The sequence below is a fragment of the Sphaerotilus sp. FB-3 genome, from assembly GCF_023706025.1.
Lineage (GTDB): Bacteria > Pseudomonadota > Gammaproteobacteria > Burkholderiales > Burkholderiaceae_C > Sphaerotilus > Sphaerotilus sulfidivorans.
On record NZ_BQWE01000017.1, the window covers coordinates 220,529 to 232,802 of the forward strand.

Sequence of the window (12,274 nt, forward strand, 5' to 3'; positions counted from 1 at the left end):
GAGGCGCCGGAGTTCACCCGGGTTCAGCTCAGCGCCGCGACTGCTGGCGCAGCGCGCGCACCGTCTCGCGCAGCATCGGCTTGAGGGTGTCGAGCGTGGCCACCGGCAGGCCGGTGCGCTGGGTCAGCGATTCGGCCTGGCGCACGCTCAGGTCGGCGGCGCACAGGAGGTAGTGGGCCGGATCGATGCCCAGGCGGTCGCGCAGGTGCAGCAGCCGGTCGACATGCGGCGCCGGGTCGCCGGTCAGGCACTGCAGCGCCAGCGGCCGGCGGCTGTCGAGCAGGAACAGCGCGTCGAGCTTGTGGCCGTCGTCCTTCGGCCAGGACAGGCCGATGTCGCGGCCGACCGAGAAGTCCGCACCGACATTGAGCAGATGGCGCAGCGCCAGCATGAAGGACCACCACTCCAGCCAGCCGCCGTCGAAGAAGCGCCGGTTCTCCACCGAGCGGTGCAGCGACAGCCGCACCACCGGATCGCCCGGCTGCGACAGGTACTTGGCCAGCAGGCCGCCATCGGCCAGCTCCTGGCAGAAGTCGCGCAGCGCGCAGGCGTCCTCGGGGGTGCGCCGGCTCAGGTCGAGATTGATGAAGCTGTAGTCCTGCTTCTGGGCGCTGCGCACCCGCTCGATGATCTCGCCGAGCAGGCGCGGCTGCTCGGCGATCTGGCCGGCGATCGCGTCGAAGGGGCCGGAGGTGTCGAGCGCACGCGGATCCAGGTCGACGGTGGCCTGGTGCTGGCGCAGCCAGTCCAGCACCGGAGCGACCTGCACCTTGCTGCAGAAATGGTCCGAGCTGGTCGGGTCGAAGTCCATCGGCATCGAGTAGACCGACGGCGGCGCCTCCTGGCTGCCGGCCTGGGCGGCCTCGGCCGCCTGCTGGCGCAGCGTCTCGATCTCGGCGCGGGCGGCGGTCAGGTCGCGCCGGGCGGCGAAGTAGCGGGTCAGCATCGACTGCACGAAGCGCACTGTCGGATAGACCGCGTTGTCGGTCCGGCAGGACGGACAGGGCAGCGACGAGCCGATCAGTTCATCGGCCTGCTCGGACAGGTGCCCGCAGCGGTTGCATCGGTAGAGAGCCATGGAGTTCGGTGCAGAGCGTGAAAGCGGAGCGGGTGCCGGATTATGCGCTGCGGGGTGGGCTCTTTCAGTCCGGGCCGGCCCGGCGGATCGGTCCGGTCGTGCCATCGGTGACACTCTCGGCCATGAGTGCTCCCCGACTGCTGCTGGCCCCGATGGAGGGCCTGCTGGATTTTGTTCTCCGTGACATGCTGACCCGCGCCGGTGCGATCGAGCGCTGCGTCAGCGAATTCATCCGCGTGACCGACACGCTGTTGCCCGAGCGGGTCTTCCACCGCATCGTGCCGGAGCTGCGCGACGGCGCGCGCACGCCGGCGGGCGTGCCGGTGCGTGCGCAGCTGCTCGGTTCCGATCCGGCCTGCCTGGCCGACAACGCCGCGCGCCTGGCCGGGCTGGGTCCGGCGGGCATCGACCTGAACTTCGGCTGTCCGGCCAAGGTGGTCAACCGCCACGGCGGCGGCGCGGCGCTGCTCGACCAGCCCGAGCTGATGTGGCGCATCGTCTCGGCGGTGCGCCGGGCGGTGCCGGCCTCGATGCCGGTGTCGGCCAAGATGCGCCTGGGCGTGGACGACGACGCGCAGGCGCTCGATGCGGCGCGCGCCGCCGCCGAGGGCGGCGCCTGCGAGATCGTCGTGCATGCGCGCACCAAGGCCCAGGGCTACAAGCCGCCGGCCTACTGGGACCGCATCGCCGGCCTGCGCCAGGCGCTGCCCGCGCTGTCGATCGTCGCCAATGGCGAGATCTGGACGCCGGACGATGCCCGGCGCTGCCTGCAGGAATCGGGCTGCGACGCGCTGATGCTCGGGCGCGGCATCGTCGCCGATCCGGGCCTGGCGATCGCGATCGCCAGCGGCGGCGGGCGACAGCTCGACTGGCCGGAGGTGCTGGAGCTGCTGGCCGATTTCTGGGTGCTGGTGGGCCGGCATTTCGAGCCCGGCTACCGCGCCGGCCGGCTCAAGCAGTGGCTGCAGTTCCTGCGCCAGCGCCATCCGCAGGCCGCCGAGGCCTATCTGCGGCTGCGCACCGTCACCGATTCGCGGGCGATCGCCATCGGTCTGTTCGGGGCGGAGCGGGCGCAGGCGCTGGAGCTGGCGCTGGCGGAGTCGCGCGTGGCGGCCTGAAGCCATGGCAGGGCGGTCCGCTCGGCCAGCGGCTGATCCTGAGGCGTGGCGATGATTTCCCCGACATCGTTGGCAGGCAGCGGAAAAGCGGTCGAGCTGCTGCCGCGTCGGCGCAGCACCGCCGCCACCCGCGCCAGCAGCTCACGCGGCGCGTAGGGCCGCGAGAGGCAGTCGTCGGCGCCGGCATCGAGTGCCTCGATGCGCGAGCGTGCGTCCGTGCCGTCGACCAGGCAGATGCGCGCCGGCCGGCTCGGCAGCCGGCTCATGCTCTCGAGCTGGGCGAGATGCTCGCTGCCGTGCAGCAGCACATCGATCTCGTCATCGGCCAGCCGGGCCTGCACCTGCGCCAGGCCATGGACCACGCTGACGCGGTGGCCGTGGCCGCGCATCAGCGTCTGCAGCCGGGTGGTGTCGCTGAACGGCAGGCCGGCCAGCAGAAGATGCCAGGAGGCGGTGGCCGCGCCCGGGGTCAGAGCGGGCAGCGGCGACAGCGCGAAGTCATGCGTGACGGGTCGTTCCATGGCGATCGAGCCTATCGAGACGTTGACGTGACCATGCCTCGAACAGGGCCGCCCGGATCGCCCGGTTTACCTGCACTTACCTTTGCTTCACCCATGCCTGGGAGTGGGTTACGCTCGCGCCCCTTCCGTCACCGATCGATACCGGATCCGCAGCCGATGAACAACGCCGCCACCTCTCCCGTTCCGCCCGATGCCGCCGCGCTGGCGGCGCTGCAGGCCTTCCTGACGGACCTGCCGGCCGGCGCGATGACGCTGGAGCGGCTCGACGGCTTTTTGTCCGCGCTGAACTGCGCGGCCAGTCCGCCCGGGCCCTCGGTCTGGCTGGCGCAGGTCTGGGGCGAATCGGCCGAGGCGCAGGTGTCCTTCGAGAACGAGGCCCAGGCGCGTGCGATCGCCGGCACGCTGATGAAGCTGCACGAGTCGATCGGCGCGGCGCTGGAGCGTGGCGGGCGCGGCGGCGCCTCGCATCGCCCGCGTCTGGCCCTGCGGCCGGACGGTCTGCCCGGCGGGAACGACTGGGCCTCGGGCTTCGTGCTGGGCATGCAGATCGCGCCGGAGGGCTGGCAGCCGCTGCTGGCCGACGACGAGGCCGGCCAGGCGCTGGTGCCGATCATGATGCTGCACCACGAGCATGATGAGGATGAGGCGCTGCGCCCGCCGCCGATCGATGCGGCCATGCGCGCCGAGCTGCCCGAGGTGCTGGCCGATGTGCTGCTGCAGTTGCACCAGCAGCTCGCCCCGGCGCGGCGCGAGCTGCAGCGCAGCGAGCGCCAGGCGCTGACCTTCCGCCGCAGCGCGCCGAAGGTCGGCCGCAACGACCCGTGCCCTTGCGGCAGCGGGCGCAAGTACAAGGCCTGCTGCGCGCTGCAGGCCGGCTGAAGCGCCGGCCGCGCGTCAGGCCGCCGAGCGCTCCCGGGCGGCCACCAGCGACTCCAGGGCCTGCGTGCGGATGCCGTAGAAGTCCTTGATCGCGGCGATCTGCGCGCGCACCGCCTCGGCGTGGCCGGCGGGCGTGTGACGGCGGCGCACCGCCAGCAGCATCTTGTTCTTGTTGGTGTGCTCCAGCGAGATGAACTCGAACACCTGGGTGTCGTAGCCCTCGGCGTCGAGCAGCAGCGCGCGCAGGCCGTCGGTGACCATCTCGGCCTCCTGGCCCAGGTGCACGCCGTGCTGCAGCACCGGGCGCAGGAGCGCCGGCATCGTCATCTGCGGACGCACTTCCTTGTGGCAGCACGGCGAGCACAGGATGACGGACGCCCCGGCGCGCAGGCCGTAGTCGATCGCGTAGTCGGTGGCGATGTCGCAGGCGTGCAGCGCGATCATCACGTCCAGGCCGGCGGGCGTGTAGTCGCGCACGTCGCCGGCGTCGAAGCGCAGGCCGCCGAGCTGGTGGCGCTCGGCGGCGGCGTTGCACAGGTCCACCAGCGGCTGGCGCAGCTCCACGCCGGTGACCTCGGCGCGGCGGCCCTGGCCGGCGAGCCAGTCATGCACCGCGAAGGTCAGGTAGCCCTTGCCGCAGCCGAAGTCGTGCACCCGCACCGGCTCTGCAGGATCGCGCCCGCTCAGGCCGGCGTCGGCCAGCGCCGAGGAGAACACCTCGACGAAGCGGTTGATCTGGCGCCACTTGCGCGACATCGCCGGGATCAGCCGGTGCTGCGCGTCGGTCACGCCCAGGTCATGCCAGAACGGGCGCTCCAGCGACAGCAGGCGGTGCTTCTCGCGGTTGTGCTCCTCGGCGGCCGTGTCTGAGGCGGCGTCCGTGCCCTCGTCGTCGGCGGGCGCGCTGGCGCGGCCCACCCGCAGCAGGCTGCGGTCGCGGCCGCCCTTGGTCTTGACGGTGAACTGCGCCTCCTGGGTGCGGGTGTGCAGGTGCGCGTTCTCGAAGACGCCTGCGGCGATCAGGCCGCCCAGCAGCGCCGGCACCTCGGACAGAGGGTGGTTCTTGGTGATGTCGCGGGTGGCGTGGCGCCAGACCAGCTGCAGGTGCGGCTCGCCGCGCAGCATCACCGGGCGGGCCAGCACCTTCTCGAGATCGGCCTCGGGGCCGCGGTAGCGGCCCAGCGTCAGGCGCACCAGCTGGCGCGCGGCCAGCGCGGTCTCGATCAGGCGGAAGAAGCGCTCGCGCGCGGTCGGCTCCGGTGCGGGCTGCGGCGCGGCGCCGGGAATCAGGTCGGTGAACATGGGGCGGATTGTCGGGCATGACCGTGCAGCAGCAGCGGCTGCAGATGACTTTGGTCGCTTGGCTCGCCGCAGGGGGCTGGGCATGATCGTCCGGGTCAGTCGGCCGCGCAGCATGCGCGCCTGGCATTCCCGTCCCGAGGAAAGATCCATGACGATGATGAAGACGATGGTGCTGCGCCTGGCCTGTGCGGGTGCGGCGGCGCTGCTGTCGGGCTGTCTGGCGACCACGCCCTCGATCGGCGGCAACAGCGGTGCGGCGACCACCGGTGCGGCGGCCGGCGGCAGTGCCGAAGGCGCGCACTCCAGCCTGGAGCGCTGCACCGAGTCGCTGGGCACGCTGCGCATCGAGGAGAACACCAATGCCGGCTGGTATGCGACCTACAGCAGCCGCTACCGCACCGGCTCGACCGTACCGGCGCTGCGGCTGCTGGTGCAGCAGTCGAACTGCTTCGTCATCGTCGAGCGGGGGCGCGGCATGCAGGGCATGACCCAGGAGCGTCAGCTCATCCGCGGCGAGGAGGGGCGCGCCGGCAGCAACTTCGGTGGCGGCCAGATGGTGGCGGCCGACTACATGATGAGCCCGGAGGTCATCCTGTCCGACAAGGGCGGCACCCAGGCCGGCGGTCTGCTGGCTGGCGTCGGCGGCCTGGCCGGCACCGCGCTGAGCGTGGTGGCTGGCTCGATGTCGACCAACGAGGCGGCGACCATCCTCCTGCTGGTCGACAACCGCTCCGGCGTGCAGATCTCGGCTTCCGAGGGCTACTCGAAGAACATCGATTTCGGCCTGTCGGGCTGGGGCATCGGCGCGGGGGCGGCCGGTGCTGCCGGCGCCTTCACCCGCACGCCTGAAGGCAAGGTGCTGATGGCGGCCTTCGCCGATTCGTACAACAAGATGGTCGTGGCGCTGCGCAACTACAAGGCGCAGACCGTCAAGGGCGGCCTGGGCACCGGCGGACGGCTGGGCGTGCAGGGCGGATCGACCGAGGCCGGGCGAGGGATCAAGAAGTGATCTGGCGCATCCCGGACGCGGCGCCCGTGCTGCGGGCCGGGCTGGCCGCGCTGGCGGCATGGGTCGGCCTGGCGGCACCGGCCGCAGCCGCTGAATTCCATCTCTATCTGCTGTGCGAGGGCCGGGTGGCCTCGCGTGGGGTCGCCCATGATGCGCAGCTCCATCTGGCGCTGCGCGACAACAACATGACCGCGCTGATCCAGCGCTCCAACCTGCTGCCGGTGGGCGAGCGCATGCGCTACACCGCCTCGGCGACCGCCTACACCATGAGCTACCGCACCCCGGTGGCGGGCTCGCGGCTCTACACCGACTGGTTCGGCACCCGGCTCTTCGTCTGGATGCCCGACCTGCGCCGCCTGGCCGAGACGCGGCTGACGATCGACCGCCAGAGCGCCGAGCTGCGCGGCGAGCTGCTCAATGCCGACGGCGACACGCTGGGCCAGCTGCGCATGCAGTGCGAGCCGCGCCAGGCCGACGATCTGCCAGAGCCGAAGTTCTGATTTCTGACGCAGCGCAGGCTCCGTGCAAGCCGGGCCGGACAGAATCGTCCGACAACGACAGGCCCCGCCCCGCAGGAGACATCGCCCCGTGCCCAGCGCCTTCAACTTTGCCGCCTCGCCCTTCGACTGCCTGGACGCCGACGAGCGTGACCGGGTGCGCCGCAGCGTCGACATCGAGTATTTCCGCGAGGGCGCGGTCATCCTGGCGCCCGGTCAGGAGCCGACCCATCTGTTCGTGCTGATCAAGGGCCATGTCCAGCAGTGGGACGGCGACGAGCAGCAGGGCAGCTACGGCCCCGACGACTGCTTCGACGGCCGTGCGCTGGTGGCCGGCCGCGCCAGCAGCCGCTTCGTCGCCGTCGAGGAGGTGGTGACCTACCGGCTCGCGAAGGAGGCGGTCTCGGCGCTGATCGCCTCGAACGTCACCTTCGGCGCGCTGCTGTTTTCCGACCTGTCGAACAAGCTGGGGGCGCTGGCCGAGCGCAGCAGCCAGCACGAGCTGCAGTCGCTGACGATGGCCCGCGTCGACCAGGCCTTCCTGCGCCCGGCGCATTTCGTCGATGGCCAGGCCTCGATCACCGAGGTCGCGCGGGTCTTCCAGACCCAGCGCACCACCAATGTGCTGGTCGAGGACCGGGCGGGCGACGCTCCTGGCGACGGTCCGGTGCGGCTGGGCATCTTCACCGTCACCAGCCTGCCCAAGGCCATTCTGCACGGCACGCCGCTGGATCGGCTGCCGGTGCGCGAGCTGGCGAACTTCGACCTGGTGACGGTGCGTCCGGACATGCCGCTGTTCGATGCGCTGGCGCTGATGATCCGCCACCGCATCCACCGCCTGGTGGTGGCCGAGGGCGAGGGCCCGGATCGGCGCATCGTCGGCTTCCTGCAGCAGCTCGACCTGCTGAGCTATCTCTCCAACCACTCCTACCTGATCACGCTGCAGATGCTGCAGGCCGAGAGCATCGAGACGCTGAAGGAGGCCGCCGGCCAGATCACCCGGCTGATCGGCGTGCTGCACCGCAGCGGCACCCGGGTCGGCATGATCGCGCGGCTGGTGCAGGAGCTGAACGCGACGCTGTTCGAGCGCGCCTGGCAGCTGATCGCGCCGCCGGAGCTTGTCGCCAACAGCTGCCTGTTCGTCATGGGCAGCGAGGGCCGCGGCGAGCAGCTGCTCAAGACCGACCAGGACAACGGCCTGGTGCTGCGCCAGGGCTGGACGCCGCCGCCGGATCTGGATCTTGCCGCCGTCTGCGCGCGCTTCTCGGCGGCACTGGCCGACTTCGGCTATCCGCCCTGTGCCGGCGGCATCATGATCAGCAACCCCGAGTGGCGCGACGACGAGCAGGCCTTCGCGCGGCGGGTGCGGCGCTGGCTGCTCGAGCCCACGCCCGACCACCTGATGGCGCTGGCGATCTTTCTCGACGCCCATCCGGTCAGCGGGGATGCGGCGCTGCTGCACGGCCTGCGCGAGCAGGTCTGGGCCTTCGCCAGCGACAACGCCGGCGTGCTGGCGCGCTTTGCCGGCGCGGTCGAGGCCTTTGCGCAGCACGGCAGCGGCTGGTGGAGCCGCATTCTCGGCCTGGGCCTGGGCGAGGGCGCACGCGAGCAGCTCGACCTGAAGAAGGCCGGCATCTTTCCGCTGGTGCACGGCGTGCGCAGCCTGGCCTTCGAGCACCGCCTGACCGAGACCGGCACGGTGGCGCGCATCGAGGCGCTGATGGCCGGCGGCCACCTCGAGCCCCGGCTGGGCGCCGAGCTGATCGAGAGCCTGCACTTCTTCATGGACCTGAAGCTCAAGGCCGGGCTGCAGGCGATCGAGCAGGGGCGGGCGGCCGGCTCCGGCATCGCGGTCGAGCGGCTCGGCAGCCTGGACCGCGATCTGCTGAAGGACACGCTGGCGGTGGTCAAGCGCTTCCGTGTCCATCTGCATCACCACTACCGCCTGGAGATGCTGTGATGCTGCCCGACCTGATGGGGCGCGGCTGGCGCCAGCTCTCGCGTGAATGGCAGCGCCGGCGCCTGCGCGATCCGGCGCTGGCCTTTCTCTACGAGAGCGCGCCGCCGCAGGAGTGGGTCTCGATCGACTGCGAGACCACCGGGCTGGACCGGCGCCGCGACGAGATCATCTCGATCGGCGCGGTGCGCATCGTCGGCGACCGGCTGATGACCAGCGAGGCGCTGTCGCTGCTGGTGCGCCCGAGCCGGGCGATCTCGGCCGACAGCGTGCGGGTGCACCGGCTGCGCGAGCGCGATGTCGCGCAGGGGCTGGCGCCCGAGGAGGCGATGCACCGGTTGCTGCGCTTCATCGGGGCGCGGCCGCTGGTGGGCTACTACCTGGAGTTCGATGTGGCGATGCTCGAGCGCATCCTGCTGCCGATGGCGGGTGTGCCGCTGCCGCAGGAGCGCATCGAGGTCTCGGCGCTCTATCACGACTTCAAGTTCCGCCAGCTGCGCGGCCATGAGCAGGACCGCAACATCGACCTGCGCTTCGACACGCTGATGCATGACCTGGGCCTGCCGCGGCGCGATGCCCATGACGCGCTCAACGATGCGGTGATGGCCGGGTTGGCCTTCGTCAAGCTGCGCCATCTGGTGGGTTTCAGTCCGGCTTGATCTTCGCGCGGGCGATCACCGGCTTCCAGCGCTTCTGCTCGGCCTCGATGAACTTGGCGTAATCGGCCGAGGTGCTGCCGACGGCGATCGCGGCGTCATGGGCCAGGCGTTCCAGCGTCGCGGGCTCGCGCACCGCCTTGGCCGCGGCCGTGGCCAAGCGCTCGATGGCGGGCTGGGGCAGGTTGGCCGGTGCGTTCAGGCCGTACCACTGCGTCATCTCGAAGCCGGGAAAGCCCTGCTCGGCCACCGTCGGCACATCGGGCAGCTGCGCGATGCGCTGGGTGGTGCCGGTGGCGATGCAGCGCAGCTTGCCGGCGCGGATGAACTGCAGCACTGCCGCCGCACCGATCGAGGCGGCGTCGAGCCGGCCGGCGATCAGGTCGGTCAGCATCGGGCCGGTGCCGCGGTAGGGCACATGGGTGATGAAGGTGCCCGACGCCATCTTCAGGTATTCCATCGCCAGATGGCCGGCGCTGCCGTTGCCGGCCGAGCCGTAGTTGAGCCGGCCGGGGTTCTTCTTCGCGTGCGCGATGAACTCGCTCATGTTGCGCACCGGCAGGTCCGGGTGCACCAGGTAGAGGCTGGGCACCTTGGCCAGCAGCGAGACCGGGCGGAAGTCGCGTGCCAGGTCGTAGGGCAGCCTGTCGAAGATGAAGGGGTTGACCGCCATCGTGCCGATGTGGCCGAGGATGATCGTGTGCTGGTCGTCGGCGCGGGCGACCTCGCCCATCGCCACATTGCCGGCGCCGCCGGGCCGGTTGTCGACGAAGACCGACTGGCCGAGGATCTTCTGCATCTCCGCGGCGGTGGCGCGGGCGATGATCTCCGAGCTGCCGCCCGGCGCGAAGGGCACGACGAAGCGGATCGCCTTGCTCGGCCAGGCGGACTGCGCGCGCAGCGAGGCGGGCAGGGCCAGCGCGCCGGTGGCGGCGGCGCCCAGGCGCAGCAGCGCGCGGCGGTCGATCCGGTCGGTCGGGGAAGATGTCATCTGGAGTCTCCGGTGCGATGTTCTGATGGATGGCGCCATGCTGCCGCAGCCGACCTCTCAGCCACCTTTCAGCCGCGGGGGGCCGACCCGGATCGGCGCGGCACGCGCCCCCGCCGATAATCCGGCCGATGCACATCCTGCTGGCCGAAGACGAACATGGGCTGGGCGAGTGGCTCTCGCGGGCGCTGGCGCAGTCGGGCTTTCGCGTCGACTGGGTCGACGACGGGCGGCTGGCCGAGCGCGCCGCGCTGGAGGGCGACCATGACGCGCTGGTGCTCGACCTCGGCCTGCCCGGGCGCGACGGCCACGAGGTGCTGCGCCGGCTGCGCGCGGCCGGCGCCACGCTGCCGGTGCTGGTCCTGACCGCGCGCGACTCGCTGGCCGAGCGGGTCGGCACGCTGCACGAGGGCGCCGACGACTTCCTGCCCAAGCCCTTCGCGCTGGCCGAGCTGGAGGCGCGGCTGGGCGCGCTGATCCGGCGCTCGCGCGGGCGGGCGCAGCCGCGCCTGGCCTGCGGGCCGCTGCAGTTCGACACCGCGGCGCGCCAGTTCACGCTGGCGGGCGAGCCGCTGGCGCTGTCGCCGCGCGAGCACGGCCTGCTGCGCGCGCTGATCGTGCGCAGCGGCGAGCCGATGGGCCGCGCGCAGCTGCTCGAGCGGGTCTTCGGCGATGAGGAGGAGGTGCAGCCGGCTGCGCTCGACGTGCTGATGCACCGGCTGCGTCGCCGGCTGGAGGGCTCGGGCGTGCACATCCGCACCTACCGCGGCCTGGGCCACGCGCTGGAGCCGGATCCGGGGGCGGGCGGTGCTGCGCCCTGACGCGACGCTGCGTGCCCGGCTGCTGGGCTGGCTGCTGCCGGGCATGGCGCTGGTGCTGGCCGCGAGTCTCGCCTTTGCCCGGCTGGAGGCGGAGCAGGCGGCCGACGCCGCCTACGACCGCTCGCTGCTGGGCGCGATCAAGGGGCTGGACCTGAATGTCTCGACCGCCTCGGGCGGTCTGGCGGTCGAACAGCCCTATGCGCTGTTCGAGTTCTTCCAGCTCGCCGGCAACGGGCCGGTGCATTTCCGCGTCGCCACCGATGACGGGCTGGTCGAGATCGGCACGCCCGAGCTGCCGCTGCCGCCGCGCCCGCTGCGCGCGGGCGAGCCGCAGTTCTACGACGCCGAGCATTTCGGCGAGCCGGTGCGGGTCGGAGCCTATCTGCGCGCGCTGGACCGGCCGGTGGGTGGCGCGCGCCAGGTGCTGATCCAGGTGGCCGAGGGCGTGCAGGCGCGCGAGCGCTTCACCCGCGCCTTCGTGCGCCAGGCGCTGTGGCGGGATGCCTCGCTGCTCGGGCTGCTGGCGCTGGCGGTGGCCGGCGTGTCGGCCTGGGCATTGCGGCCGGTGCGCCGGCTGGCCGAGGCGGTGCGTGCACGCTCCGATGACGACCTGCGACCGCTGAGTCCGCAGGGCCTGCCGGCCGACCTGCGCCCGCTGGTCGATGCGATCAACCGCCAGCTCGAGCGCAGTGCCGGTCTGCTGGCGCAGCGGCGCCAGTTCGTCGACGACGCCTCGCACCAGCTGCGCACGCCGCTGACGACGCTGCGCGCGCAGCTCGACTACCTGCGCCGAGAGGCCGACCCGGCGCGGCGCGACGAGGCGCTGCAGGCGCTGTCGCTGGAGCTGGACCACGCCACCCGCGCGACCGGCCAGCTGCTGGCGCTGGCGCGGGCGGACGCCGGCGCCCGTGCCGACGAGCCGCTCGACCTGGGCGAGCTGGTCCGCGAGGTCGCGCTGGCGCTGCTGCCGCTGGCGCGCGAGCGGGGCATCGACCTGGGTGTCGACGGACCCGAGCCGGCGCCGGTCGCACGCGGCGACCGGCTGCTGCTGCGCGAGGCGCTGCAGAACCTGGCGCACAACGCGCTGGTGCACGGCCGCGCCGGCGGCCGGGTGACGCTGGTGGCTGGCGCCGACCCCGATCCCGATCCTGACCGAGAGGCCCGCGGCCAGGTCTGGATCGGCGCCAGCGACGACGGGCCGGGCCTGGAGCCGGCGGTGGCCGCGCGGCTGGGTCAGCGCTTCGTGCGCGGGCGCGGCAGCCGGGGCTCGGGCCTGGGCCTGTCGATCGCGGCGGCGGTGGCCGTGCGCCACGGCGGGGCGCTGCAGACCGGCGCGGGCGAGGGCGGCGCCGGCCTGGCGGTGCGGCTGTGCTGGCCGGGAGGCGGCGAATGAGCCGCGGGCGGCGGGCGCTGCTGCTGGCGCTGCTGCTGGCGCTGGGCGGCAGCAG

12 protein-coding genes are annotated in these 12,274 nt (G+C 72.3%); 8 read left to right on the forward strand and 4 right to left on the reverse strand.

Translation table 11 applies throughout. The features are described 5' to 3' along the window. Positions 1-28: 28 nt before the first annotated feature. The gene (locus NFT33_RS10630) at positions 29-1,078 is read right to left on the reverse strand and encodes a hypothetical protein (protein WP_251675191.1); all 1,050 of its coding nucleotides are present in this window, start codon (positions 1,076-1,078) and stop codon (positions 29-31) included. Between the two features lie 122 nt (positions 1,079-1,200). Between NFT33_RS10630 and NFT33_RS10635 the strand changes: the two genes are divergently transcribed. Then, a complete protein-coding gene (locus NFT33_RS10635) occupies positions 1,201-2,196 on the forward strand; it encodes a tRNA dihydrouridine synthase (protein ID WP_220784290.1) in 996 nt (331 codons plus the stop codon). On the opposite strand, the gene NFT33_RS19250 is transcribed toward NFT33_RS10635, so the two are convergent. Continuing rightward, positions 2,082-2,717, reverse strand: a complete 636-nt coding sequence (locus tag NFT33_RS19250) for a response regulator transcription factor (protein WP_309296140.1) — start codon at positions 2,715-2,717, stop codon at positions 2,082-2,084. The genes NFT33_RS10635 and NFT33_RS19250 overlap by 115 nt on opposite strands. A 156-nt stretch (positions 2,718-2,873) precedes the next feature. Here NFT33_RS19250 and NFT33_RS10645 point away from each other — a divergent pair, with 156 nt between their 5' ends. After that, positions 2,874-3,596, forward strand: a complete 723-nt coding sequence (locus tag NFT33_RS10645; RefSeq protein WP_180692844.1) for a UPF0149 family protein — start codon at positions 2,874-2,876, stop codon at positions 3,594-3,596. Between the two features lie 15 nt (positions 3,597-3,611). On the opposite strand, the gene NFT33_RS10650 is transcribed toward NFT33_RS10645, so the two are convergent. Then, a complete protein-coding gene (locus NFT33_RS10650; protein WP_251675193.1) occupies positions 3,612-4,898 on the reverse strand; it encodes a class I SAM-dependent methyltransferase in 1,287 nt (428 codons plus the stop codon). A gap of 148 nt (positions 4,899-5,046) precedes the next feature. Between NFT33_RS10650 and NFT33_RS10655 the strand changes: the two genes are divergently transcribed. The 4 genes from NFT33_RS10655 to NFT33_RS10670 all read left to right on the forward strand — a co-directional run bounded on the left by NFT33_RS10655 (position 5,047) and on the right by NFT33_RS10670 (position 9,020). Further along, positions 5,047-5,907 (forward strand): CsgG/HfaB family protein, encoded by an 861-nt coding sequence (locus NFT33_RS10655; protein WP_251675195.1) that lies wholly within the window; start codon positions 5,047-5,049, stop codon positions 5,905-5,907. Next, positions 5,904-6,407 carry a hypothetical protein gene (locus tag NFT33_RS10660; RefSeq protein ID WP_251675197.1) on the forward strand — a complete coding sequence of 168 codons (504 nt, stop codon included), beginning with the start codon at positions 5,904-5,906 and terminating at the stop codon, positions 6,405-6,407. The genes NFT33_RS10655 and NFT33_RS10660 overlap by 4 nt, the downstream gene beginning before the upstream one ends. Positions 6,408-6,495: 88 nt before the next feature. Continuing rightward, positions 6,496-8,364 (forward strand): DUF294 nucleotidyltransferase-like domain-containing protein, encoded by a 1,869-nt coding sequence (locus NFT33_RS10665; protein ID WP_251675199.1) that lies wholly within the window; start codon positions 6,496-6,498, stop codon positions 8,362-8,364. Further along, positions 8,364-9,020, forward strand: a complete 657-nt coding sequence (locus tag NFT33_RS10670) for a 3'-5' exonuclease (protein ID WP_220784296.1) — start codon at positions 8,364-8,366, stop codon at positions 9,018-9,020. The genes NFT33_RS10665 and NFT33_RS10670 overlap by 1 nt, the downstream gene beginning before the upstream one ends. Here the strand turns inward: NFT33_RS10670 and NFT33_RS10675 are convergent. Continuing rightward, complete coding sequence (locus NFT33_RS10675) at positions 9,007-10,008, reverse strand: Bug family tripartite tricarboxylate transporter substrate binding protein (protein ID WP_220784297.1); 1,002 nt, start codon at positions 10,006-10,008, stop codon at positions 9,007-9,009. The two genes, NFT33_RS10670 and NFT33_RS10675, sit on opposite strands and share 14 nt — an antisense overlap. Before the next feature lie 128 nt (positions 10,009-10,136). Here NFT33_RS10675 and NFT33_RS10680 point away from each other — a divergent pair, with 128 nt between their 5' ends. Beyond that, a complete protein-coding gene (locus NFT33_RS10680; RefSeq protein WP_220784298.1) occupies positions 10,137-10,826 on the forward strand; it encodes a response regulator in 690 nt (229 codons plus the stop codon). Then, positions 10,813-12,219 (forward strand): sensor histidine kinase, encoded by a 1,407-nt coding sequence (locus NFT33_RS10685; RefSeq protein ID WP_251675201.1) that lies wholly within the window; start codon positions 10,813-10,815, stop codon positions 12,217-12,219. Before NFT33_RS10680 ends, NFT33_RS10685 begins: the two co-directional genes overlap by 14 nt. Positions 12,220-12,274: the final 55 nt, after the last annotated feature.

Excerpts from the sequence above, each read along its gene's own strand:
- NFT33_RS10680 (WP_220784298.1), top strand. The coding sequence starts at position 10,137 with ATGCACATCCTGCTGGCCGAAGACGAACATGGGCTGGGCGAGTGGCTC.
- NFT33_RS10650 (WP_251675193.1), bottom strand. The coding sequence starts at position 4,898 with ATGTTCACCGACCTGATTCCCGGCGCCGCGCCGCAGCCCGCACCGGAG.
- NFT33_RS10635 (WP_220784290.1), top strand. The coding sequence starts at position 1,201 with ATGAGTGCTCCCCGACTGCTGCTGGCCCCGATGGAGGGCCTGCTGGAT.
- NFT33_RS10645 (WP_180692844.1), top strand. The coding sequence starts at position 2,874 with ATGAACAACGCCGCCACCTCTCCCGTTCCGCCCGATGCCGCCGCGCTG.
- NFT33_RS10670 (WP_220784296.1), top strand. The coding sequence starts at position 8,364 with ATGCTGCCCGACCTGATGGGGCGCGGCTGGCGCCAGCTCTCGCGTGAA.
- NFT33_RS19250 (WP_309296140.1), bottom strand. The coding sequence starts at position 2,717 with ATGGAACGACCCGTCACGCATGACTTCGCGCTGTCGCCGCTGCCCGCT.
- NFT33_RS10675 (WP_220784297.1), bottom strand. The coding sequence starts at position 10,008 with ATGACATCTTCCCCGACCGACCGGATCGACCGCCGCGCGCTGCTGCGC.
- NFT33_RS10655 (WP_251675195.1), top strand. The coding sequence starts at position 5,047 with ATGACGATGATGAAGACGATGGTGCTGCGCCTGGCCTGTGCGGGTGCG.
- NFT33_RS10630 (WP_251675191.1), bottom strand. The coding sequence starts at position 1,078 with ATGGCTCTCTACCGATGCAACCGCTGCGGGCACCTGTCCGAGCAGGCC.